Raw genomic sequence first — 22,046 nt, 5'->3', positions numbered from 1 at the left:
GGCCATAATGCGCGGCCCGAACGCCCTGGCCGAAACGGTTTAAAAAAGACTCTATGTGGTTTAAAAATCTCCAGCTGTATCGTTTTACCGCCCCATTCACACTCACCGCCGACGACCTCGAACAGCATTTGAACGAACACCCTTTCAAACCCTGCGGCAAGCTCGATCCGAGCCAGTACGGTTGGGTGGCGCCCATGGGGCCGGACTTCACCCCGCTGGTGCACGCCGGCAACGGCTGCCTGATGATCTGCGCCCGCAAAGAGGAGAAGGTACTGCCGGCAACCGTGGTGCGGGAGAAGGTCGGCGAACGCGCCCGGGCTATCGAAATTGAGGAGGGCCGGCGCGTTTACCGCAAGGAGCGGGACAATCTCAAGGAGGAGATCATTCAGGACTGCCTGCCCCGGGCGTTTACCCGGTCGTCCAGGACCTACGCGTATATCGCTCCCGCCGCCGGCTGGCTGCTGGTCGACGCCGCCAGTCCCAAAAAAGCCGAGGAGCTAACCAGCTTTCTGCGCCAGTCCATTACATCCCTCCCGGTCGTACCACCCCAGGTCGCCGATACACCGGCGCTGATGATGAGCGACTGGCTGCGCGGCAACGCAGTGCCGGCGGACCTGCAACTGGGCGATGAGTGCGAACTGCGCGAACCCGGTGACGAGGGCGGTATTATTCGCTGCAAGCGCCAGGACCTGACCAGCGAGGAGATACTCTTACACCTGGAAGCGGGCAAGCAGGTGGTCAAAATCGCCGTAGAGTGGGACGAGCAGTTGAGCTGCATGCTGGCGGAGGACCTGAGCATCAAACGCCTGAAATTTGCCGATAAGCTGGTCAGCGAAGGCGCCGATGCCGGCGATGGCGATGCGGCGGCGCAGTTTGATGCCGATTTTGCTTTGATGAGCGCGGCGCTGAATGCGTTTTTACCGCGTTTGTTGTCGTTCTTCGGCGGCCCTAAGGCCGCCGCGGTGTAAAGCGGCAGTCGCGATCAACCCCCGATGGTGAGACCTAGTGCTTCAACCAGAAAACATTTTCACCTCGATGGCACTTAGGTCTCGATCCGGGCACAACCCTTCGGGACCTTCGCCAGCAGGGATGCTGGCGTAGAGCCTACAGGGGTGGAGCGGGAATCAGCGAAGCACTGCTTCGCCCCGCGCAACGCCCGAAATCTATGATTTCGGGCCGGGCCCGCTTGCGGGTATGCATCGGGGGGACGCCTAGTCCGTGTCCCGAAGGGTTGTGCCCGGATCGAGACCGTGTCGGCTAGGACACCAAAACCCGTTTTGGGTGAAAATCTTTATTGGTCGAAGCACTAGCAGGGGTTGGCTTTGCGTTCGATGGCCGCCATTACATCTTCGATATGCCCGAGCAGGATTTCCACATCGGCCTCGGCCTCGGCAAAAGACCGGATACCGATGACCTGAATCTGGATGAATCGCGCCGTGGCCGGAATATCCGCCGCGGCAGAGATTTCACCGCGGGCCCTGGCCTGGGTCAGGAGGTCGCAGAATGTGTGTTCAAACACGCCCATCAACTCGACCGCACGCCCCTTGAGCTTGGCGTTGCGGGGCTCAAGATCGGCCAATGTTTTCGCCAGCATACAGGCCCGGCCCGGTGGTTCGCTCTCATCCCCGAGCTTATCCCCCGGTTCCCCCCTCAACTCATCTCTCAACTCATCCCTCGACTCATGTCTCGACTCATGTCTCAACAACAGCCCGGTCAAAAACTGTCTCAAGCCGCCCATAAACGTGCCCTTTGTCGCGATGGCGCGGGCCAGTTGATCCCCGTTGAGTTGCGCATATTTATCCAGTGCTTCCAGAAACAGCCCCTCCTTGCTGCCGAAAGTTGCATAAATACTGCCCGGGCGCATATCCAGCACTGCTTCCAGATCACGCATGGACGTGCCGCTGTATCCGTTGCGCCAAAATACCCGCATGGCTTTATCCAAGGTCACCCCTCGCTCGTAGCGCAGTTGTCTACCCATAACCCATCACTCCCGTTCTAAAGTTATATGTAAATCATAGTTGAACGATCGATCAAATACACATAGAATCCTGAACGATCGTTCAAATGGTGGACTACCAACCACCATTCACCCCCATCCCCTGTTAATCACGAGGAATGCAAATATGAGTCAGTTTCCCCTACATACGGCCGACTCAGCGCCGCAGGACAGCAAACCGCTGCTCGATAATTCGCGTAAGGCATTCGGTATGCTCCCCAACCTGCACGCAGTTATGGCCGAAGCACCCGGCCTGTTGGCAGCCTATCAACAGGCACACAGTCTGTTTCAGGACTCATCGTTCAACGACGCTGAATTGACCGTAGTCTGGCAGTCCATCAATGTGGAGCACGAGTGCCACTACTGTGTGCCCGCCCACACGGCGATCGCCAATAAGGCCGGTGTCGACCCCGCAATAACAGAAGCCTTGCGCAGCGGCACCGCACTGCCGGAAAAACTCGAAGCCCTGCGCACCTTCACCCTGAAAATGGTACGCCAGCGGGGACGTGTAGAGCGCGAGGATATCGACGCTTTCACCGCCGCAGGTTACACGAAAAGGCAGGTACTTGAAATTATCCTCGGTATCAGCCAAAAGGTCATGAGCAACTACACCAACCACATTGCCGACACGCCGGTGGACGCGCCGTTTGAGCAATTTGCGTGGAGCCGCTAGCCAGTCCGGGGCGCACATCATAACGCACTCCCGTAGGTAGGACCGCTTTGCGGCCTAAAACCCTACCTATGGGTTAGTCAACCGGTTGGTCATAAAAGTTTCCACAACATATCGAAAGCGATTTGCAGCGCCCGGGCGATCGCCTGGGACTCAATCACCACCGCACTCGGATAGTCTCCCTCCTGCAGGGAAATCATGGCGCATTTGGGTGGATAAATAGCCACATAGCTGGGCTGATCGGGATCGGCGCCGGTTGCAATCCACTTTCGCTCCGCCAGCGGCGCCTCGTCGCCACCTTCACCGATGGCGATGGCGCGAACCCTGATCTGGCGCTTGACCCGCTGCTGGGTAAACGTGGGGAAGGGCCGGTACAGGTATTTGCGAATCACTTTCGAGGAATACACGCTGTAGCTGCGCTCGGCGCTGCCGGCGGCGGTATTGAGAATGTCCCGGAGAACATACTCGATCCCCTCGTCGCCCTCATAGTACTTGACCTGGGTATCGCTGCCGTCCGGCTTCAGCAGGTGCAGGTCCGGTATCACCTCAGATTCGAGCCGGTCGGCGGCCCGCGCCAGCCTGGCCTGCTGTTCGCGGGCCAGCTCCAGCAGCTTTTCCGGGCTCTCGGCACAAAAATGCCGCCGTTTTCCCTTCGGCCTCAGGCTGACCAGTCCGCGTTTGAGCAGCCGTTTCAGCAGCTCGTGCGTGGTGCCGCGATTCACCCCCGCCTTCTCGCCGATATCGCGGATCGAGGCCGGCCCCAACCGCAACAGGGCCAGGTAAATATCGATTTCGCGGTCGTGCAGGCCGATTTGACGCAGTGTTTCTTGTTCCGACATTTGTTCAGACATTTGTCAATTTTTTGATGACAAACAATATTGCCACCTCCCAACCCCATCAGCTATGGTCCGCTCCCTAGTATAAACGTCAACCAAGGAATGACAAATGTGCGGAATCTTTTGTTACAGCGGTGCCGGCGCCGCCGCAACGGTAATCGCAGGCCTGCGACGCCTTGAGTACCGGGGCTATGACTCCTGGGGCCTGGGCATCGGCGGCGACACCGCGGTCGAGTACCACAAAACACTGCAACCCTTGCAGACTGCAACTGCACCGCGACCCAAAGGCGACGATGGTATCGCCGTCGGCCATACCCGCTGGGCCACCCACGGTGCGGTCACTATCGCCAACTGCCACCCACATCTCTCCGCCGACGGCCAGTTGGCGCTGGTGCACAACGGTATCGTGGAAAACTTTCTGGCCTTGAAACAACAACTTTTGGCATCCGGTACCGATTTCTCTTCAGAGACGGATACGGAGGTGGCACTGCGCTTATTGGAAAATCAACTGGCCCTGTTGAATGAAGACCCCGACGCAGAGGCTGTCGTGCAGGCGTTGCGGATGACATTTTTACAACTGCAGGGGCGTAACACCCTGGTCCTGCTCGACAATCGACACCGGCAAATCATCGCCATTCGCCAGGGTTCACCGCTGGTTGCGGGCCGAAAAATCGCCGCTGCAACGGCTACCGAAAGCGGCGCCGACAACCACTGCGAGGCATCAGTGCCCGGTGTGGACACGGCATTTTTTCTGGCCTCCGATGCCCTGTCGTTTGCCGAGCACACGACCGAGAGCGCTGTCGTTCACGACCGCCAGGTGGTGGTCTGCCGCCGGAACAGTATCACCGCACAGTGTGTCGACACACGGAAACCGCAGCCGCTGCAATGGCATCACCACCGGTTTCCACAGATCACCCTGGACCGCAAAGGCTGCGAGCACTTTATGCTTAAAGAAATCCTCGAGCAATGGCATACGATAGAACAGGCGGCCCAACTGTGCGACAGCCAACTGTCGACGCTGGTGGACAAAATCCATCACACCAAGGCGCTTTACCTCACCGGCGCCGGCGCGGCTTATTTCGTCGCCGAACATATCGCCCATATGATTCGCCGGGCCACAGGGATTCGCGCCCAGGCCATACCGGCTTACGACTACACCTGCTACCTGCCGCTGATGCAACCCGGCGAAGTCTTGCTGGCGATCAGCCAAAGCGGGGAGACGGCCGATACACTGCGCTTTATTCAGCAGGCCAAAAACCTGGGAGTCAATATCGCCAGCGTAGTCAACATGCCCGGCGCCACCCTCACCCAGGTATCGGACTTTGCCTTCAACAGCCACTGCGGTCCGGAAGCCTGCGTGCTGTCCACTAAAAGCGGTACGGCACAACTGAGTTTCGGCTACCTGTTGAGTGAGGCGCTGGCCGGCAGGACGCCGGCGGCAAAACTTGCCATTGGTCAACTTGCACAAAGCCTGCACGCCTACCTAAGCGCGGGCACCCTCGGCACCATAGCCGCACTGGCCGAAAAAATTTCCGGCGAACATATTTTTCTGCTCGGGGAAAGCAAGTACACCGCGCCGGCAAAAATCGGCGCCCTCAATATCAAGGAAGCCAGCTATATTCACGCTGAAAGTTTTGTCGCCGGGGAACTAAAACACGGCGTTATCGCGTTGATCGAACCGGGCACCCCGGTGATTTTTTTTATGGATGCCGGCAACCGCGACTACCTGAGCGGCGTTGTCGCGGAGGTCAAAGCCCGCGGCGGTTTTACCATCGGTATTGCTCACCAGCCCGAAAGCTTCTTCGATCACACCCTGGTAATACCACCGTTGGCTGAGACAGCCGGGATCATCGCCAGCATTATTCCCTGCCAGCTTCTCGCCTACTATCTGTCGGTGCAACGCGGTTTGAATCCAGACCAACCGAGAAACCTGGCAAAGAGCGTTACTGTTATCTAAAGCGGGCATTACTTCTCGAAAACTCTGTGAACTCGCCAGCGTAAACTGGCACCTTATGTTGCAGACTAAAATACGCCGCCATTTTTGGCGGTGTATATTTTTAACAGCACTATCCTTGCGCTACTAAAAAAACATCATCGCAGTGCCTCTACCGCGGCACCGAACCATGCCCAGAATCTGCGACCCGTCACAGTAATGTCACTTATAAAACAGTAGATTTGAGTCCTGGCGGTTAACCCATAAGATTTCAATGTTAAGGAACCAATGAATTTATAGCGGGGCAAACCAGGGGCTCTCCATTTTTACCTGACCGGCAACCAGTATCTCGAGCTCTGCACTTACCGATTTTGGTCTTCTCAAAAAGGCCACTGTCGAACTGTTTCTGATTTGTAGTCTGTAGTGCCGCTCGAACAAGCGGGCCGCACAAACAAGCCCCGCCAGTCCCACGCCTAAAATAACAAACACTGGAGTATGGTAATGGAAACTCTCTACATCTGGCCCAACATGCCCGCGCTATCGATGACCGCCCTGATCGTCGGCAGCATGTTGTTTCTGTTTTTGGCCCGCACCCCGATTCACAAGGCGCTGGAGAGTCTCACCGACGGCAGCTCCGGCGGTTTGCAGGAGGTTGCCAACTGGGCCTACGGACTGGCCAATAAAATAAAGGAACGAGATCGCAAGGTATTGCTCGAGTCGGGTGTCACGGCACACAAGCATAAACTGCTTGATGAATTTCAACGGGTCGATATCAGCTTCAGTAAAAACCTGGCGGAATACCCGGGTCTGCAGCGCCGTCTTGATGACCACATCAGCAAGTTGGAAGCCGACTATAGCGAATGCGGCCAGGCCGTGCCGGAGGCGCCGGGCTGGAACGATGCGGTGGCCAGTATCGCCCAGTTGCCCGGCACCTCGGGCGACCGGGTGATCGAGAAGATGCTGACGGAAATTCACAAATCGGCCGTCGACGGCGAGAAACGCGCGCTGGCGGAATTGCGCAACACCACTGCCCAGCGACACAAAATTCTCTCCGGGATGGCTACGACCTGGAAGCTTGTCGACAAACTGCTGAAAGATATCGGCGGTAAAATCGGTGGCGTCCTGGAAACGTCCGAGCGTATGGACAAATATATGACGGACTTCCAAAAGATCAACAAGGGCAATGAAGAGTCGATCGACATGCTGTCGTCAAGAGCCAACCGCATGTTTATCGCCACTTCCATCGTCATGGCTGCCGCTGTGGCCGGCGCTTTCGTCAACTTTAACCTGATTGCTCTGCCCATGTCGGAAATGGTGCCGGCCGGCAGCCGGGTTCTGGGTATGCCGGTTTCCAGTTTTTCCGCATTGATTATCATTCTGCTTGAATTCGTTACCGGCATCTTTTTCTGGGAGTCGGTCCGCTTTACCCATATCATTCCCCAAATCGGCATGCTGCCGAGCAGCCGCCGACGCTGGATTACCTATCTTTCCTTACTATTTTTGCTGCTGCTGGCCGGCGTGGAGGCATCGCTCGGCTTCCTGCGGGAGATCATGGCGGAGAAGGATGCGGTAATCGAGCAGCAAATGGCGGGCGCCGAGATCGCCGTTACCGGCGCCGCCGGTTCCGTGTGGGCCAAATACGGGCAGGCCGGCCTCGGTTTTGCCCTGCCGTTGATACTGGCGATGACCATGATGGCGTTGGAAAACTTTATTGAAACCAGCCAGCACGCCGCCAGCAAGCTTATGGCCTTAGTCGTGACGCTGTTCGGTCACATCTGCCGCATGCTCTCTTTTGTCCTCGGTTACATTATCAAGATCTTTATGCATCTGTACGATGCTTACATTATCGTACCCTTGCAGTTGTCTAATCTGGTCACCAGAAAGGCAATCACATGAACGCTATCCGCTCACTTCGAAGCCGGCGTTTCAGCGCAGCAAAGCCGATACTTGCGGTGTTCGTGGCTGCATTACTGCACGGCTGCAGCGACAATGCCGCCTATGAGACAGCGGTCTGTGCCCTGGCCGATGTATCGGGTACGTATGCCGATCAAAAAGCGGAAATTGTCAAAATCACCAAAGCTCGCATTGTCTCCAAAATGTTGCCCGGCGACAGTTTGTTTTTTATCCGTATCGACAGCAACAGTTACAATGAGGGCGATTTGATTGCCAATTTGCGGCTCGATTACACGCCGTCGAAAGCCAATCAGCAAAAGGTGGCGATGGGCGCAAAGCTCGACGAATTTGCCGAGGCCAAAACCCGCTCCCGTTATACCGATATCAGCGGCGCTATGATGCTTTGCACCGACCACCTGAATTCAACCAAGTCCGGCAATCGGGTCATATTCGTATTTAGCGATATGAAAGAAGAGCTGCAGCCGAATGTAACGCGGCAGTTCGCCAAAGACGAGTTCGACAATGTGCATATTGCGGCAATGAACGTTATTAAGCTCAACGCCGACAGTGCCAACCCGGCGATTTATCGCAATCGATTAGATGAATGGGAAAAGCGCATTATGAATGCCGGCGCGCAGTCCTGGGGAGTGTTTAATGATTCGGCGCGGATTCCTGAGTATATTCAGCAGTTGAGGTGATTTTTGGGGCTTATAGTACCATTCCCCTTTTTTGTGGCACCACTCCCAGTGGCACGGTGCGGGGACGTAACTTTAGTTGCGTCCCCTTAGGATGGTGCCACTCCCCTTTCTAAAGGCACCATCTCCGGTGGCACGGTGCGGGGACGTAACTTTAGTTGCGTCCCCTTAGGATGGTGCCACTCCCCTTTCTAAAGGCACCATCTCCGGTGGCACGGTGCGGGGACGTAACTTTAGTTGCGTCCCCCTAGAATGGTGCCACTCCCCTGCGTTAGAACTACCCCACAGTATCCTGCAAGCGGTGCTATTGGCACAAGGGAGTGGTCCCCCTCGAAGGGGACAGGTAAAACCTGTCCCCACACCCTGCCACCGCTAAAGGTGCTAAAGAACAGTCCGACCTACAAGCTGGCTGCTTTAACCAGAAAAGCGGCTGGCGACTACCAGCCGGTAACTTCCTTCAGCCCATTGCCGATATCCGCCAGACTGCGCACGGTTTTCACCCCGGCGTCTTCCAGCGCGGCAAATTTTTCATCGGCCGTGCCCTTGCCGCCCGAGATAATCGCACCGGCGTGGCCCATACGCTTACCCGGCGGGGCCGTAACACCCGCGATATAAGACACAACAGGCTTGCTGACGTTGTCCTTGATATAAGCTGCCGCCTCTTCTTCAGCGGTGCCGCCGATCTCGCCGATCATCACTATGGCCTCGGTCTGCGCGTCGTCCTGGAACAGGCCCAGAATATCGATAAAGTTCGATCCCGGAATCGGGTCGCCGCCGATACCGACACAGGTCGACTGGCCGAAGCCGAAGTCCGTGGTCTGCTTGACCGCTTCGTAGGTCAGGGTGCCGGAGCGCGAGACAATACCCACTTTACCGGGCTGGTGGATATGACCGGGCATAATGCCGATCTTGCACTCGCCCGGCGTAATCACACCCGGGCAATTGGGGCCTACCAAACGCACGCCCAACTCGTCGCACTTGACCTTGGCATCGAGCATATCCAGCGTCGGGATGCCCTCAGTAATACAAACCACCAGTTTTACACCGCTGTGGGCCGCCTCCAAAATGGAGTCTTTACAAAAAGGCGCCGGCACATAGATCACTGACGCATCGGCCCCGGTCTGCGCGACGGCTTCGCGCATGGTGTTGAAAACCGGCAGGCCCAGATGCTCCTGCCCGCCTTTGCCCGGCGTTACACCGCCAACCATCTTGGTGCCGTATTCAATGGCCTGTTCAGAGTGGAAAGTCCCCTGGGAACCGGTAAAGCCCTGGCACAGCACTTTGGTGTTCTTGTCGATTAATACGCTCATTTACTTGCCTCCCGCTGCCTTGACGACCTGCTGCGCAGCGTCAGTCAAGCTGGTGGCAGCAATAATATTCAAGCCGCTGTCGGCCAAAACTTTCGCACCCAGATCGGCGTTGTTGCCCTCCAGTCGCACGACCACCGGCACCTTGACGCCGACCTCTTCCACCGCGCCGATAACACCCTCGGCAATCAAATCACAACGCACTATACCGCCGAAAATATTGATCAATACCGCTTCGACATTTTCATCGGACAAAATGATCTTGAACGCCTCGATCACCCGCTCCTTGGTCGCACCGCCCCCTACATCGAGGAAGTTGGCAGGCTGGCCGCCGTGCAGTTTGACAATATCCATGGTGCCCATGGCCAGGCCGGCGCCGTTGACCATGCAACCGATATTGCCGTCGAGCGCTACATAATTGAGTTCCCAGCGAGCGGCATTGGCTTCGCGCTCGTCTTCCTGGGAGGGATCGTGCATCTCTTTGACTTTCGGCTGGCGGTAGAGCGCGTTGCTGTCGATATTGATCTTGCCGTCCAGACAGTGCAGGTCGCCCTGCTCGGTGATCACCAGCGGATTGATCTCCAACAGCGCGAAATCCAGTTCGGTAAACATTTTCGCCAGGCCGATAAAAATCTGGGTAAACTGTTTGACCTGCTTGCCCTGCAAGCCGAGCTGAAACGCCAGGTCGCGGGCCTGGTAGGGCTGTGCGCCGACCAAAGGATCGATGGTCGCCTTCAGTATTTTCTCCGGCGTCTCCTCGGCAACCTTCTCGATTTCAACACCGCCCTCGGTCGACGCCATAAACACGATACGGCGGGTTGAACGATCCACCACCGCACCCAGGTATAACTCCTGCGCTATGTCGGTACACGACTCCACGAGAATACGGCTGACCGGCTGGCCGTCGGCATCGGTCTGGTAGGTGACCAGGTTGTTGCCGAGCCACTGTTTCGAGAAGGCTTCGATCTCGGCTTTCGAGCTGACCAGCTTGACGCCGCCGGCCTTGCCGCGACCACCGGCGTGGACCTGGGCTTTGACCACCCACTTATCGCCGCCGATAATGTCGGCGGCACTGACCGCCTCCGCAGGTGTTTCCGCCGCCACACCTTTCGATACCGGCAGACCGTAATCGGCAAACAATTGCTTTGCCTGGTACTCATGCAAGTTCATGATAATTTTCCGTTAACTTACGACCGACAGCTAGCACTTTGACCAGAAAACATTTTCACTTCGGTGGCACTGAGGTCTCGGTCCGGGCATAGCCCTTCGGGACCTTCGCCAGCAGGGATGCTGGCGTAGAGCCTACAGGGATGTATGTACGGCGTGTCCCGAAGGGCTATGCCCGGATCGAGACCGTGTCAGCTAAGGACACCGAAACCCGTTTTTGGTGAAAACCTCTATTTGTCGAAGCACTAGTTAACTGCCGCATTGCATTTTGTAACACGCTTTTCGTTAAGCGCCGGTCACCACCGGCAGGCGCGCTACGCCTTGAACTACTCTCCCTTACTTTCTGCGCTTGCGGTTCGGCATATGAATGGCGTGACCATTCACTGCCAACGCAGCTTCCTTCACCGCTTCGGAAAAGGTCGGATGGCCAAATACAGTCATACCGATATCTTCCGCACTGGAACCAAACTCCATGGCAATCGCTACCTGCTGCACCAAATCCGCCGCACTCGGGCCGACGATATGGCAACCCAGCACCCGGTCGCTCTCGGCATCGGCGATCATCTTCACCATGCCATCGGCCTCGTCGGCGGCAACCGCCCGGCCGATCGCCAGAAACGGAAAGGTGCCCACGTTATATTTTTCACCGTCCGCCTTGAGCTGCTCTTCGGTCTTCCCCACCGACGCCACCTCCGGATGGGTGTAAATCACGTTGGGAATAATATCGTAGTTGATCAGCGGCTTCTGGCCGGCGATGCGCTCGGCCACCATGACGCCCTCTTCCGAGCCCTTGTGAGCCAACATCGGACCGCGCACCACATCGCCGATCGCCCACACGCCCGGCGCGCTGGTGGAGCACAGGTCGTTGACATAAATACACCCGCGCTCATCGAGATTGACGCCGCTGTCGCCGGCCAGCAGGCCCTCGGTGTAGGGGCGCCGGCCGACACAGACAATCAGCTTGTCAAAGGTCTCGGACTGCTCGTTGCCATCGCCGTCTTTGTAGGTAACCACCACTTCTTTACCCTTGACCTCGGAGCCGGTGACCCGGCAGCCCAGGCGAATATCCAGCCCCTGCTTGGTCATGATCTTTTGGGTTTCCTTGGCAATCTGCTGATCCATAATCGCCAGGAATGTCTCCAGCGCTTCCAGCATCACCACCTTCGAGCCCAGGCGCGCCCAGACGCTGCCGAGTTCCAGACCGATAACGCCGGCGCCGATCACCCCCAGGCGCTCGGGGACCGCATCAAATTCGAGAGCGCCGGTGGAATCCACAATAATGTCGTTGTCCACCGGGGCGACCGGGATATCCACCGGTACCGAGCCCGACGCCAGAATGACGTTATCGGCATCGAGCACCTCGATCTTGCCCTCGTGATCGGTAAATTCCACCTGGCGGCCGGCCAGCAGTTTGCCGCTGCCGTAAAGCGAGGTGACTTTGTTGGATTGGAAAAGACCGGTAATGCCGCCGGACATCTGCTTGACGATAGCGTCTTTGCGCTTGATCATCGCCCCCACATCGAGGCCGAGGTCGCCGGTACTGATACCGTGCTTGCCCAGGGTATCTCTGGCCTCGTGGTATTTCTGCGAGCTGTCGAGCAGGGCTTTGGACGGAATACACCCGACATTCAAACAAGTGCCGCCGTTGGCGTTCTTGCCTTCCTTGTTCTTGTATTTCTCGATACAGGCGGTCTTCAGCCCCAGTTGTGCGGCCCGAATCGCGGCCACGTAACCGGCGGGGCCGGAACCAATGACGATAACATCATATTTATCAGACATACTAAAATTCCCAAGATTTTTAAAAAACGGTACGCCAGAGCCGAAACTCGCCTGTTCGCGGCGCTGCGATTGCACAGCTCTGTACAGGTTTACAGCTCTCTACAGATCGTAAAGCTTTCTACAAACTCTAAAGCTTTCTACAAACTCTAAAGCTTTCTACCTACTCTAAAGCTTTCTACCTACTCTAAAGCTCTAACAAAATACGGGCCGGGTCTTCGATCATATCCTTGATCGCGACCAGGAACTGCACCGCGTCCTTACCGTCGACCAGACGGTGGTCGTAGGACAGGGCCAGGTACATCATCGGCAGCACTTTGACTTCACCGTTCACCGCCATCGGGCGCTCCTGGATTTTGTGCATGCCCAGGATCGCGGTCTGGGGCGGGTTCAGGATCGGCGTCGACATCAGTGAGCCAAACACGCCGCCATTGGTGATGGAGAAGGTGCCACCGGTCATTTCTTCAATGGTGAGTTTGCCTTCGCGGGCGCGCAGGCCAAAGTCGCGGATGGTATTTTCCACGGTTGCCAGACTCATGTTCTCACAGTTGCGCATCACCGGCACCACCAGTCCTTTTTCGGTGGACACTGCCACACTGATATCCTGGTAGCCGTGATACACGACATCGTCGCCGTCGATGGAGGCATTCACCGCCGGAAAGCGGCGCAGCGCCTCGACCGAGGCCTTGACGAAAAAGCCCATAAAACCCAGGCGGGTACCGCTGTGGGACTTTTCGAACATCTCTTTGTATTTGCTGCGCAACGCCATCACCGGCGCCATATTAACCTCGTTAAATGTCGTTAACATGGCGGTGCTGTGGGTGGTTTCCATCAACCGCTCGGCAATACGCTTGCGCATGCGCGTCATCGGCACCCGCTTTTCCACCCGCTCACCGGCAGGCATATCCACCAGCGCTACGGCTGCCGGAGCGGGGCTGGGGGCGGCCGCCGGAGCCGCAGCGGGAGCTGCCGCCGGGGCAGGCGCGGCGGGTTGTTTGATGCGATTGAGCACATCTTCCTTGGTGATGCGCCCGTCTTTGCCGCTGCCGGCAACCGTCGCCAGATCGATATTGTTCTCATCCGCCAGCTTGCGGGCGGCGGGGCTGACCAGGGCATCCTCCGGGGCGCTGGCCGGCTCCGGGGCCGCTTGCGGTGCGGCGGCCTCAGCGGCAGGGACGGCGCCTGCCCCCTCCTGGCCTGCCCCTTCCTGAAAAATGGCAATGACCTCATTGCTGAGAATGGTATCGCCTTCCCCTTTGACAATCTGCGCCAGCGCGCCGTCGGCCGGTGCACTGACTTCCAGAACAACCTTATCTGTTTCGATATCGACAATCAGCTCGTCGCGAGCTACCGCCTCACCGGGCTGTTTGTGCCAGGTGGCGACGGTTCCGTCTTGTACAGATTCAGGAAAAGTCGGGGCTTTAATTTCGATAGTCATTCGTTTTTGTCCTTAGCCATAGCGTCTTTGGGCTATAAAATCGGGCCGCCGGCCCGGGTTTGCAATGGTTATGTCACTGTTCACGGCGACACGCGTCCGGGCGTCAGTGCCGCGTCGATAAATCGTTCCTGTTCCTCCAGATGCACCGACATATACCCCGCCGCCGGCGCCGCCGAGGCTTCGCGCCCGACAAAGCCGAGCGGCAGCTCCGGCCCTATCTCGTCCAGCACCCGGCGCATGTGGTGCTGGCTGCTGTACCAGGCTCCCTGGTTCATGGGTTCCTCCTGGCACCAGACGATATCGCCGGCATTTTTAAACGGCGCCAGGGCATCCTTCAGCTCCTGCTCGGGAAAGGGGTAGAGTTGTTCCAGCCGCACCAGGGCCACGTTGGTCTGCTGTCGCTCGATGCGGGCCTCCAATAAATGGTAGTAGACCTTGCCGCTGCACAACACCACTCTCTCCACGTTATCGGCAGCCACCGAGGTATCGCCAATCACATTGAAAAAACGTCCGTCGGCCAGTTCCTCCAGGGTCGAGGTGGCCAGCTTGTGGCGCAGAATCCACTTCGGACTCATCACCACCAGCGGCCGGCGCGTGGGCCGGATCGCCTGGCGGCGCAGCATATGGAACACCTGGGCCGGGGTGGTGGGAATACACACCTGGATATTGTGCTCGGCGCATAGTTGCATAAAGCGTTCCAGGCGCGCCGAGGAGTGCTCGGGTCCCTGCCCTTCGTAGCCGTGAGGCAGCAGCATGGTCAGGCCGCAGAGACGGCCCCACTTGTGCTCGCCGCTGGTAATAAACTGATCGATCACCACCTGGGCGCCGTTGGCGAAGTCGCCGAACTGGGCCTCCCAGATAATCAGGGCGTTGGGGGTCGTGGTCGCGTAGCCGTATTCAAAGGCGAGCACGGCCTCCTCCGACAGCAGCGAGTCGTAGATATCGAACTCCGGCTGGCCCTCGAAGAGATTGCGCAGCGGCTGGTAGCAGGTACCGTCCTTTTGGTTGTGAACCACTGCGTGGCGGTGGGAAAAGGTGCCGCGCCCCACATCCTGGCCCGTCAGGCGAATACGCACACCTTCTTTCAACAGGGTGGCATAGGCCAGCATCTCCGCCATGCCCCAGTTGATCGGCAGTGCACCGCCGGCCATCTTGCGGCGGTCGTCATAGATTTTGGCCACTTGGCGCTGCACCTGGATACCGTCGGGCACTTCACACATCTGGTGGGCCAGTTTCTGCAGCGCTTTCAACTTGTAGCTGGTATCGGACGGCGCCTGCCAATCGTGGCCAATATAGGGCGACCAGTCCACAAACAGGGAACTGTCGGGCTCGCTGACCAGGCCGTGGGCCACATGGTCGCCGCGATCCAGCGCCGCCCGGTAGTCGCTGGCCATCTGGTCGGCTTCCGCCTGGCTCAGCACCCCGGCGGCCACCAGCTTCTCGGCATGCAGCGTGCGGGTGGTCTTGTGCTTGCGAATGGCCCGGTACATCAGCGGCTGTGTCGCCGAGGGCTCGTCGGTCTCGTTGTGGCCGCGGCGGCGGTAACATACCAGGTCGATCACCACGTCCTTTTTGAATTCGTAGCGGTAGTCGATAGCCAGTTTGGTGACAAACGCCACCGCTTCCGGGTCGTCGCCGTTAACGTGGAAAATCGGTGCTTCGATCATCTTCGCCACGTCGGTGCAGTACTCGGTGGAGCGGGCATCATCGCGGCGACTGGTGGTAAAGCCCACCTGGTTATTGAGAACAACATGCAAGGTGCCGCCGGTGCCGTAAGCGCGGGTGCGGGACATCTGAAAGGTCTCCATCACCACCCCCTGGCCGGCAAAGGCGGCATCGCCGTGCACCACGATCGGCACCACCAGCTTGCCGAGCGGGTCATCGCGGCGGTCCTGGCGGGCCCGTACCGAGCCCTCCACCACCGGCGATACAATCTCCAGGTGAGACGGGTTGAATGCCATCGACAGATGCACCTCCCCGCCGGGCGTCATCACATTGGAGGAGAAACCCTGGTGGTACTTCACATCGCCCGAGGTGTCGATCAGGCGCTTGCCCTGGAATTCGTCGAACAGCTCGGCCGGGTTCTTGCCAAAAATATTGACCAGTGCATTGAGGCGGCCGCGGTGAGCCATACCCAGCACAATTTCCTTGGCGCCGTACTGGCCGGCGCGCTTGATGGCGCCGTCGAGCAGGGGAATCAGGCTCTCTGCCCCCTCCAGGCCAAAGCGTTTGGTGCCGGGGTATTTGCTGTCGAGATGGCGCTCCATACCCTCGGCGGCGGTCACCCGCTCCAGCACCCCTTTGCGCACCTCGTCGCTATAAACGGGGTTGGAGCGCACGCTCTCGATCCGCTGCTGCAACCACTGTTTCTCGGCAAAGGTGGTGATATGCATGATTTCCGGCCCGAAGGAGCCGCAATACGTCTGCTCCAGCGCATCGATAATATCGCGCAGCGGCGCCTCATCGGTGCCGATAAACAGGTTGCCGGTTTGAAACACGGTATCGAGATCGGCCGGGGTCAGGCCGTGAAAACCCAACTCCAGGTCCGGCACCCGCTGGCGTTGCATCAATCCCAACGGATCGAGTTGCGCTTTCTGGTGACCGCGAAAACGGTAGGAACTGATCAGTTGCACGACCTTGACCTGCTTGCGCTCGTGTTCGATATGCGCACCGCCGGAGCCCGGCGCCGCCAGCGGCCGGGCGCGGTTCTTACCGAGCAACTCGAAGTGCTCGCGCACGATCGAGTGGGGCGTATCCTGTGTCAGCACACCCTCGACACGGGGCAGTTTGTCAAAGTAGTTGCGCCACTCCTCGGGCACACCGTTCGGATCGTGGAGGTATCTGTCGTAGAGTTCTTCGACATAGGAAGCGTTGCCGCCCGATATATGGGAGGTGCTCCACAGTAGCTCCATAATGCTGTCTTGCATGTCAACCTCTTGGTTAGCTTACAGGTGATCGCTCACCGCACGAAACTGGTAACAACGCGACGCTAACCCGCCCAATACAGGGTGAGGCAGCTTACGACCGGCAATCTACAGCGCCGGCAGCCGCGAGCAGCGAGCTTTCACGGCATTGAGCTGTAAGCTTTTTAGGTCGCACTTTGCAGCAACATCGTGCGGATATGGCCGATCGCCCGGGTCGGATTCAACCCTTTCGGGCATACCGATACACAATTCTGAATACCGTGGCAGCGGAACACACTGAACGGATCGTCCAGCTTTGCCAATCGCTCTTCGGTCGCCGTATCGCGGCTGTCAGCCAAAAAGCGATAGGCCTGCAACAGGCCCGCCGGGCCGATAAATTTGTCCGGGTTCCACCAGAACGACGGACAACTCGTCGAACAACAGGCACAAAGGATACACTCGTACAAACCGTCCAGCCTGGCGCGTTCCTCGGGCGACTGCAGGCGCTCGATCGCCGGGGCCGGGGTATCGTTTTGCAGATACGGCGTTACCTTCTTGTACTGGTCGTAGAACTGGCCCATATCGATCACCAGATCACGGATTACCGGCAACCCCGGCAGCGGCCGCAAAATCAGCGTATTGTTGCGCGTGCACTCCGACAGCGGCTTGATACAGGCCAGTCCGTTCTTGCCGTTGATGTTCATACCGTCCGAACCGCACACGCCCTCGCGGCAGGAACGCCGGTAGGTGAGACTCGGGTCCTGCTCCTTCAGCAGCTCGAGCACATCCAACACCATCAGGTCTTTGCCACCGGTGTCGACCTCGTAGCTCTGCATGTGGGGCGCCTGGTCCGTCTCCGGGTTGTAGCGGTACACTTCAACTTTCAACATGGCTATACGCCTCCCGCTTAATAAGTTCTGATCTCTTAATAAGTTCTGATTTTGGGCTCAAACGCGTCCATGGTCTTCGGTGCAAAATTGACACCGCGCTTACCCACCCGTTTGTCCTCCGGGAAGTACATCGAATGACACAGCCAGTTGTCGTCGTCGCGCTCCTGAAAATCTTCCCGCGCGTGCGCGCCGCGCGACTCCGTGCGCGCCTCGGCGGCCACCGCCGTGGCCTCGGCTACCTCAAACAGGTTTTGCAATTCCAGCGCCTCGATACGCGCGGTATTAAAGGCGTTGGTCTTGTCGGCCAGGGTGACATTCTCCACCCGCGGTCGCAGCTCGGCCAGCTTTTCGATGCCCGTCTTCATAAACTCGCCCTTGCGGAAAACACCGAAATGGTTTTGCATGATCGTCTGCAACTCTTTGCGCAGCGCTGAGGCCGACTCGCCGCCGCTGGCGTCGTTGACCCGCTGCAGGCGCGCCAGCGCCGCTTCGATATCGGACTCGGTGGCGTCGCGGTGTTCGATGCCCTCGCGCAGCGCCTTTTCGATAAACAGCCCCGAGGCACGCCCGAATACCACCAGGTCGAGCAGCGAGTTGCCGCCCAGGCGGTTGGCGCCGTGGACGGATACACAGGCCACCTCGCCGCAGGCGTAGAAGCCGTCGATTACCTGGTCGTTGCCGTGGCCGTCCAGGGTCAGTGCCTGGCCGTCTACATTGGTGGCGATACCTCCCATCATATAGTGGCAGGTGGGCACCACCGGAATCGGCTCTTTCACCGGGTCGGCGTGGGCAAAGGTGCGCGACAACTCGAGGATGCCCGGCAGTTTCGCATTCAGTGTTTCTTCGCCCAGATGATCCAGCTTCAGGTAGACGTGATCGGCTTCCGGACCGCAGCCGCGCCCCTCCAGAATTTCCAGCACCATCGAGCGGGCCACCACATCGCGCCCCGCCAGGTCTTTGGCATTGGGTGCATAGCGCTCCATAAAGCGCTCACCGTCTTTGTTGATAAGGTAGCCGCCCTCACCCCGGCAACCCTCGGTCACCAACACCCCGGCGCCGGCGATGCCGGTGGGATGGAACTGCCACATTTCTATGTCCTGTACCGGGAAGCCCGCCCGCAGCGACATGCCGATGCCGTCGCCGGTGTTGATATGGGCGTTGGTGGTGGAGGCGTAAATACGACCGGCACCGCCGGTGGCAAATACCGTCGCCTTGGATTTTACGAAGACGGTCTCGCCGTCTTCCAGGTTGATGGCGATCACACCGACCACCGCGCCGTCCTGGTTCTTGACCAAATCCACCGCAAACCATTCATTCAAAAACACGGTATCGTTTTTCAGGTTGCCCTGGTAGAGCGCGTGCAGCAGCGCGTGGCCGGTGCGGTCCGCAGCCGCACAGGTGCGCGCCGCCTGACCACCGCGGCCGAAGTCTTTCGACTGGCCGCCAAACGGCCGCTGGTAGATACGGCCGTTATCGGTGCGCGAAAACGGCAGTCCCATATGTTCCAGTTCAAACACCGCCTCCGGCCCCACCGAACACATGTATTCGATGGCGTCCTGGTCGCCGATATAGTCCGAACCCTTGACGGTGTCGTACATGTGCCAGCGCCAGTCGTCGTTGGGGTCGGCACTGGCGATAGCGCAGGTGATGCCCCCCTGTGCCGACACCGTATGTGAACGGGTCGGGAACACCTTGGTGATCACCGCCGTCTTGTAACCCGATTGGGCCAGTTGCAGGGCCGCGCGCATACCCGCGCCGCCGCCGCCGATCACTATCCCGTCAAATGATATCGTTCGCATCGTCGCCATGACTCGTTCCCCTTACAGGCCCCACAGGATTTCAATGCCCCACACACCGTAGGTCACCGCTATCACGCCCAATACCATCTGCGCCACAATGCGCAGCCCCGTGGCTTTCGCCCCCATCATGCGCGCCGTCAGGTAGTCCGTCAGCACCGCCCACAAACCGATCCAGGCGTGCGCTATCAGTGACACCAGCGTCAACAGGCTGAACACCCGCATCCACAGTTGGCTGTACAACTGCTGCCAGTCGGCATAGGTCAGTTCCGGCTGGCGCAGAATGAACACCACCAGAAATACCGTATAAGCGGTCATCACCACCGCACTGACCCGCTGAATCAGCCAATCGTAGAGGCCGCTGCGCCCAAAACTCGTTACTGCCGTTACCATACCCATACCCCCGCCAAGGCTATCAGTATCACCGCGAAGAAGATCACCAGCTTGGCACCGGTGCGTCCGCCCTCGAGGCTCTCGCCGATACCTATATCCATAATCAGGTGACGCACGCCCGCCACAGCGTGATAGGCCAGTGCCGCCAGCGTCGCCCACAACACCGCCTGGGCCCAGGGCTCGCCCAGCAACGCCTGCAGCGCGGCGAAGCTTTCCGCCGAGGCCAGACTCGCATCCAGCAACCACAGCAGCAGTGCCACGGCGGCAAACAGAATCACGCCGGAGATGCGGTGCAAAATGGAGACAAAAGCGGTGATGGGGAGATGAATGGTGGATATGTCCAGATTAACAGGTCTTTTGTTGTTCACGGTTTAATTACACCTTTTTATCCGGCCGCTACGGGCATGTGCCCGATCGGCAGAACAGGTTCGAGACAGCGGGACCGCTCTGCTGCGTTGCAGGCCCGGGCCATCTGTCTAGCATAGGCAGTCGCAGCTATATGCGCCAACTACCCCCCCGCAAGATCGCGCGAGATTATAGTGACACGATAGTAAAAATACAAATGAAAACGGACACTTAACGGATGCCCATGGTATCACAGAGACGGTGGTTCGGGTGCCGGTGGCGGGCGCAAATCCGGGGCCTTCAAACGGCAGGATTAATCAGGTGCCACACGCCCCCGGGATCACCACTTAACGATTCTCCACGCCATTGCACCGCGGTTGCGCAGACACCGGCGAGTGGCTATTTCTTAACTATAATTAGCCTGGAGCGCGAGCCGATACTATTTGACAATCCCACCTGTACGCTTATAGTTGTCCCCCGCCCCGGTGCCGGTAGCAGGGCTGCGCACCGCCGTGGAAAAGGTCGGTTCCCGCTCGAAAACACTGTCATAACAGTATGATTTATAACTGCTTTTTGCGAACATTGCCCGTGAACACAGGAGTCCCTAAATGACTGATAAGAAAGCGCATCTACAGGTCGATGGTTTAGCCGAGTCGATTGAGCTGCCGGTATACTCCGGCTCAACCGGACCCGATGTCATCGACGTGCGCGCGCTGACCAGCAAAGGCTACTTCACTTACGATCCGGGCTTTGTCTCCACCGCCGCGTGTGAATCCAAGATTACCTTTATCGATGGCGCCAACGGCGTGCTGCTGCACCGCGGCTATCCCATCGACCAGTTGGCGGAGCACTCCGATTATCTGGAAACCTGCTACCTGCTGCTCAACGGCGAGCTGCCCAATGCCGAGGAGAAGAAAAGCTTCGTCGATATGATTACCAACCACACCATGGTGCAGGAATCCATGGCGCGCTTTTTCCGCGGCTTTCACTACAACGCCCACCCCATGGCCATGATGTGCGGCGCCGTCGGCGCGCTGTCTTCGTTCTACCACGACTCTATCGATATCACCAACCCAGAACATCGCCGCATCTCCGCTCACCGCCTGATCGCGAAGATGCCGACCCTGGCGGCCATGTGCTACAAACACCATATCGGCCAGCCGTTTATGTATCCGAACAATAAACTCGGCTACGCCGAGAATTTCCTGCATATGATGTTCGGCACACCCTGTGACGATCCGGAGGTCAATCCGGTGCTGGCGCGGGCGATGGACAAAATTTTCCTGTTGCACGCCGATCACGAGCAAAATGCCTCCACCTCGACGGTGCGCCTGGCCGGCTCCTCCGGCGCCAACCCGTTTGCCTGTATCGCCTCGGGTATCACCGCACTCTGGGGACCGGCGCACGGCGGCGCCAACGAGGCGGTGCTGAAAATGCTCGACGAAATCGGCGATGTTTCCAATATCGACAAGTACGTGGCCAAGGCCAAAGACAAGAGCGACCCCTTCCGGCTGATGGGCTTCGGGCATCGGGTCTACAAAAACTTTGACCCCCGCGCCAAGGTTATGAAAGAGTCCTGCGACGAGGTGCTGCGCGAGTTGGGCCTGGAAAACGATCCGCTGCTGGCCATCGCCAAGCGCCTGGAGGAGATCGCGTTGGAAGACCCCTACTTCGTCGAGAAGAAGCTCTACCCCAACGTGGATTTCTACTCCGGTATCATTATGAAAGCGATCGGTATTCCCACCGATATGTTCACCGTGATTTTCGCCACCGGCCGCACCGTCGGCTGGATCGCCCACTGGAGCGAAATGATCAGCGAAACCTACAAGATCGGCCGCCCGCGCCAGTTGTACACCGGCTACGACCAGCGTGATTTCGTGCCGTTGGACAAACGCTAGTACCGCTAATTCCGGACCGCAAAGGCTGCCTTTCGGCAGCCTTTTTTATCGGCGTCATTTAGATGCCGGCACCCTTACTAAGCTTCGATAACCCAATTCAAACTGCCAAT

Annotated in this window: 17 protein-coding genes; 6 read left to right on the top strand and 11 right to left on the bottom strand. The window is 58.3% G+C overall.

The features are described from left to right. The first annotated feature begins 53 nt into the window (after positions 1 to 53). Positions 54 to 968, top strand: coding sequence for a recombination-associated protein RdgC (gene rdgC, locus FKG94_RS12695; protein ID WP_142904706.1), 915 nt, complete (start codon positions 54 to 56; stop codon positions 966 to 968). Positions 969 to 1,306: 338 nt separating this feature from the next. Here rdgC and FKG94_RS12690 read toward each other — a convergent pair whose 3' ends face one another. Then, a complete protein-coding gene (locus FKG94_RS12690) occupies positions 1,307 to 1,978 on the bottom strand; it encodes a TetR/AcrR family transcriptional regulator (RefSeq protein WP_142904705.1) in 672 nt (223 codons plus the stop codon). A gap of 145 nt (positions 1,979 to 2,123) precedes the next feature. Here FKG94_RS12690 and FKG94_RS12685 point away from each other — a divergent pair, with 145 nt between their 5' ends. Then, positions 2,124 to 2,669: a carboxymuconolactone decarboxylase family protein gene (locus FKG94_RS12685; RefSeq protein ID WP_142904704.1), complete on the top strand. Its 546-nt coding sequence runs from the start codon at positions 2,124 to 2,126 to the stop codon at positions 2,667 to 2,669. An 89-nt stretch (positions 2,670 to 2,758) separates the two neighbouring features. On the opposite strand, the gene FKG94_RS12680 is transcribed toward FKG94_RS12685, so the two are convergent. Continuing rightward, positions 2,759 to 3,505: a TrmB family transcriptional regulator gene (locus tag FKG94_RS12680; protein WP_142904703.1), complete on the bottom strand. Its 747-nt coding sequence runs from the start codon at positions 3,503 to 3,505 to the stop codon at positions 2,759 to 2,761. Positions 3,506 to 3,611: 106 nt separating this feature from the next. Here FKG94_RS12680 and glmS point away from each other — a divergent pair, with 106 nt between their 5' ends. The 3 genes from glmS (at position 3,612) to FKG94_RS12665 (ending at position 8,026) form a co-directional block, all read left to right on the top strand. Continuing rightward, complete coding sequence (glmS, locus tag FKG94_RS12675; protein WP_142904702.1) at positions 3,612 to 5,459, top strand: glutamine--fructose-6-phosphate transaminase (isomerizing); 1,848 nt, start codon at positions 3,612 to 3,614, stop codon at positions 5,457 to 5,459. Between the two features lie 477 nt (positions 5,460 to 5,936). Next, complete coding sequence (locus tag FKG94_RS12670) at positions 5,937 to 7,331, top strand: hypothetical protein (RefSeq protein WP_142904701.1); 1,395 nt, start codon at positions 5,937 to 5,939, stop codon at positions 7,329 to 7,331. Then, positions 7,328 to 8,026, top strand: coding sequence for a hypothetical protein (locus FKG94_RS12665; RefSeq protein WP_142904700.1), 699 nt, complete (start codon positions 7,328 to 7,330; stop codon positions 8,024 to 8,026). Before FKG94_RS12670 ends, FKG94_RS12665 begins: the two co-directional genes overlap by 4 nt. Before the next feature lie 434 nt (positions 8,027 to 8,460). Here the strand turns inward: FKG94_RS12665 and sucD are convergent, their stop codons facing one another. The 9 genes from sucD to sdhC all read right to left on the bottom strand — a co-directional run bounded on the left by sucD (position 8,461) and on the right by sdhC (position 20,061). Continuing rightward, the gene (gene sucD / locus FKG94_RS12660; RefSeq protein ID WP_142904699.1) at positions 8,461 to 9,333 is read right to left on the bottom strand and encodes a succinate--CoA ligase subunit alpha; all 873 of its coding nucleotides are present in this window, start codon (positions 9,331 to 9,333) and stop codon (positions 8,461 to 8,463) included. After that, positions 9,334 to 10,500 (bottom strand): ADP-forming succinate--CoA ligase subunit beta, encoded by a 1,167-nt coding sequence (sucC, locus tag FKG94_RS12655; RefSeq protein WP_142904698.1) that lies wholly within the window; start codon positions 10,498 to 10,500, stop codon positions 9,334 to 9,336. Between the two features lie 333 nt (positions 10,501 to 10,833). Further along, complete coding sequence (gene lpdA / locus FKG94_RS12650) at positions 10,834 to 12,276, bottom strand: dihydrolipoyl dehydrogenase (protein WP_142904697.1); 1,443 nt, start codon at positions 12,274 to 12,276, stop codon at positions 10,834 to 10,836. Between the two features lie 184 nt (positions 12,277 to 12,460). Then, entirely contained in the window at positions 12,461 to 13,711 is a 1,251-nt protein-coding gene (gene odhB / locus FKG94_RS12645; RefSeq protein WP_142904696.1) for a 2-oxoglutarate dehydrogenase complex dihydrolipoyllysine-residue succinyltransferase, read from the bottom strand. Between the two features lie 80 nt (positions 13,712 to 13,791). Further along, the gene (locus FKG94_RS12640; protein WP_142904695.1) at positions 13,792 to 16,638 is read right to left on the bottom strand and encodes a 2-oxoglutarate dehydrogenase E1 component; all 2,847 of its coding nucleotides are present in this window, start codon (positions 16,636 to 16,638) and stop codon (positions 13,792 to 13,794) included. A 161-nt stretch (positions 16,639 to 16,799) separates the two neighbouring features. Then, positions 16,800 to 17,504 (bottom strand): succinate dehydrogenase iron-sulfur subunit, encoded by a 705-nt coding sequence (locus FKG94_RS12635; protein WP_142904694.1) that lies wholly within the window; start codon positions 17,502 to 17,504, stop codon positions 16,800 to 16,802. A gap of 35 nt (positions 17,505 to 17,539) precedes the next feature. Then, positions 17,540 to 19,312 carry a succinate dehydrogenase flavoprotein subunit gene (gene sdhA, locus FKG94_RS12630; protein WP_142904693.1) on the bottom strand — a complete coding sequence of 591 codons (1,773 nt, stop codon included), beginning with the start codon at positions 19,310 to 19,312 and terminating at the stop codon, positions 17,540 to 17,542. A 12-nt stretch (positions 19,313 to 19,324) separates the two neighbouring features. Then, positions 19,325 to 19,693, bottom strand: a complete 369-nt coding sequence (gene sdhD, locus FKG94_RS12625) for a succinate dehydrogenase, hydrophobic membrane anchor protein (RefSeq protein ID WP_142904692.1) — start codon at positions 19,691 to 19,693, stop codon at positions 19,325 to 19,327. Continuing rightward, positions 19,687 to 20,061, bottom strand: coding sequence for a succinate dehydrogenase, cytochrome b556 subunit (gene sdhC, locus FKG94_RS12620; RefSeq protein WP_142904691.1), 375 nt, complete (start codon positions 20,059 to 20,061; stop codon positions 19,687 to 19,689). Before sdhC ends, sdhD begins: the two co-directional genes overlap by 7 nt. A gap of 585 nt (positions 20,062 to 20,646) precedes the next feature. Here sdhC and gltA point away from each other — a divergent pair. Further along, positions 20,647 to 21,936 carry a citrate synthase gene (gltA, locus tag FKG94_RS12615; protein WP_142904690.1) on the top strand — a complete coding sequence of 430 codons (1,290 nt, stop codon included), beginning with the start codon at positions 20,647 to 20,649 and terminating at the stop codon, positions 21,934 to 21,936. The last annotated feature ends 110 nt before the right edge of the window (positions 21,937 to 22,046 follow it).

The sequence above is a fragment of the Exilibacterium tricleocarpae genome (assembly GCF_007004655.1).
GTDB classification, from domain to species: domain Bacteria; phylum Pseudomonadota; class Gammaproteobacteria; order Pseudomonadales; family Cellvibrionaceae; genus Exilibacterium; species Exilibacterium tricleocarpae.
Note: the sequence above shows the minus strand (reverse complement) of the source record. Positions and strands in the feature narration are given on the sequence as shown.

What these genes read in the sequence shown, in the direction of transcription:
- rdgC (WP_142904706.1), top strand. Translation starts at nt 54, where the DNA reads ATGTGGTTTAAAAATCTCCAGCTGTATCGTTTTACCGCCCCATTCACA.
- FKG94_RS12690 (WP_142904705.1), bottom strand. Translation starts at nt 1,978, where the DNA reads ATGGGTAGACAACTGCGCTACGAGCGAGGGGTGACCTTGGATAAAGCC.
- FKG94_RS12685 (WP_142904704.1), top strand. Translation starts at nt 2,124, where the DNA reads ATGAGTCAGTTTCCCCTACATACGGCCGACTCAGCGCCGCAGGACAGC.
- FKG94_RS12680 (WP_142904703.1), bottom strand. Translation starts at nt 3,505, where the DNA reads ATGTCGGAACAAGAAACACTGCGTCAAATCGGCCTGCACGACCGCGAA.
- glmS (WP_142904702.1), top strand. Translation starts at nt 3,612, where the DNA reads ATGTGCGGAATCTTTTGTTACAGCGGTGCCGGCGCCGCCGCAACGGTA.
- FKG94_RS12670 (WP_142904701.1), top strand. Translation starts at nt 5,937, where the DNA reads ATGGAAACTCTCTACATCTGGCCCAACATGCCCGCGCTATCGATGACC.
- FKG94_RS12665 (WP_142904700.1), top strand. Translation starts at nt 7,328, where the DNA reads ATGAACGCTATCCGCTCACTTCGAAGCCGGCGTTTCAGCGCAGCAAAG.
- sucD (WP_142904699.1), bottom strand. Translation starts at nt 9,333, where the DNA reads ATGAGCGTATTAATCGACAAGAACACCAAAGTGCTGTGCCAGGGCTTT.
- sucC (WP_142904698.1), bottom strand. Translation starts at nt 10,500, where the DNA reads ATGAACTTGCATGAGTACCAGGCAAAGCAATTGTTTGCCGATTACGGT.
- lpdA (WP_142904697.1), bottom strand. Translation starts at nt 12,276, where the DNA reads ATGTCTGATAAATATGATGTTATCGTCATTGGTTCCGGCCCCGCCGGT.
- odhB (WP_142904696.1), bottom strand. Translation starts at nt 13,711, where the DNA reads ATGACTATCGAAATTAAAGCCCCGACTTTTCCTGAATCTGTACAAGAC.
- FKG94_RS12640 (WP_142904695.1), bottom strand. Translation starts at nt 16,638, where the DNA reads ATGCAAGACAGCATTATGGAGCTACTGTGGAGCACCTCCCATATATCG.
- FKG94_RS12635 (WP_142904694.1), bottom strand. Translation starts at nt 17,504, where the DNA reads ATGTTGAAAGTTGAAGTGTACCGCTACAACCCGGAGACGGACCAGGCG.
- sdhA (WP_142904693.1), bottom strand. Translation starts at nt 19,312, where the DNA reads ATGGCGACGATGCGAACGATATCATTTGACGGGATAGTGATCGGCGGC.
- sdhD (WP_142904692.1), bottom strand. Translation starts at nt 19,693, where the DNA reads ATGGTAACGGCAGTAACGAGTTTTGGGCGCAGCGGCCTCTACGATTGG.
- gltA (WP_142904690.1), top strand. Translation starts at nt 20,647, where the DNA reads ATGACTGATAAGAAAGCGCATCTACAGGTCGATGGTTTAGCCGAGTCG.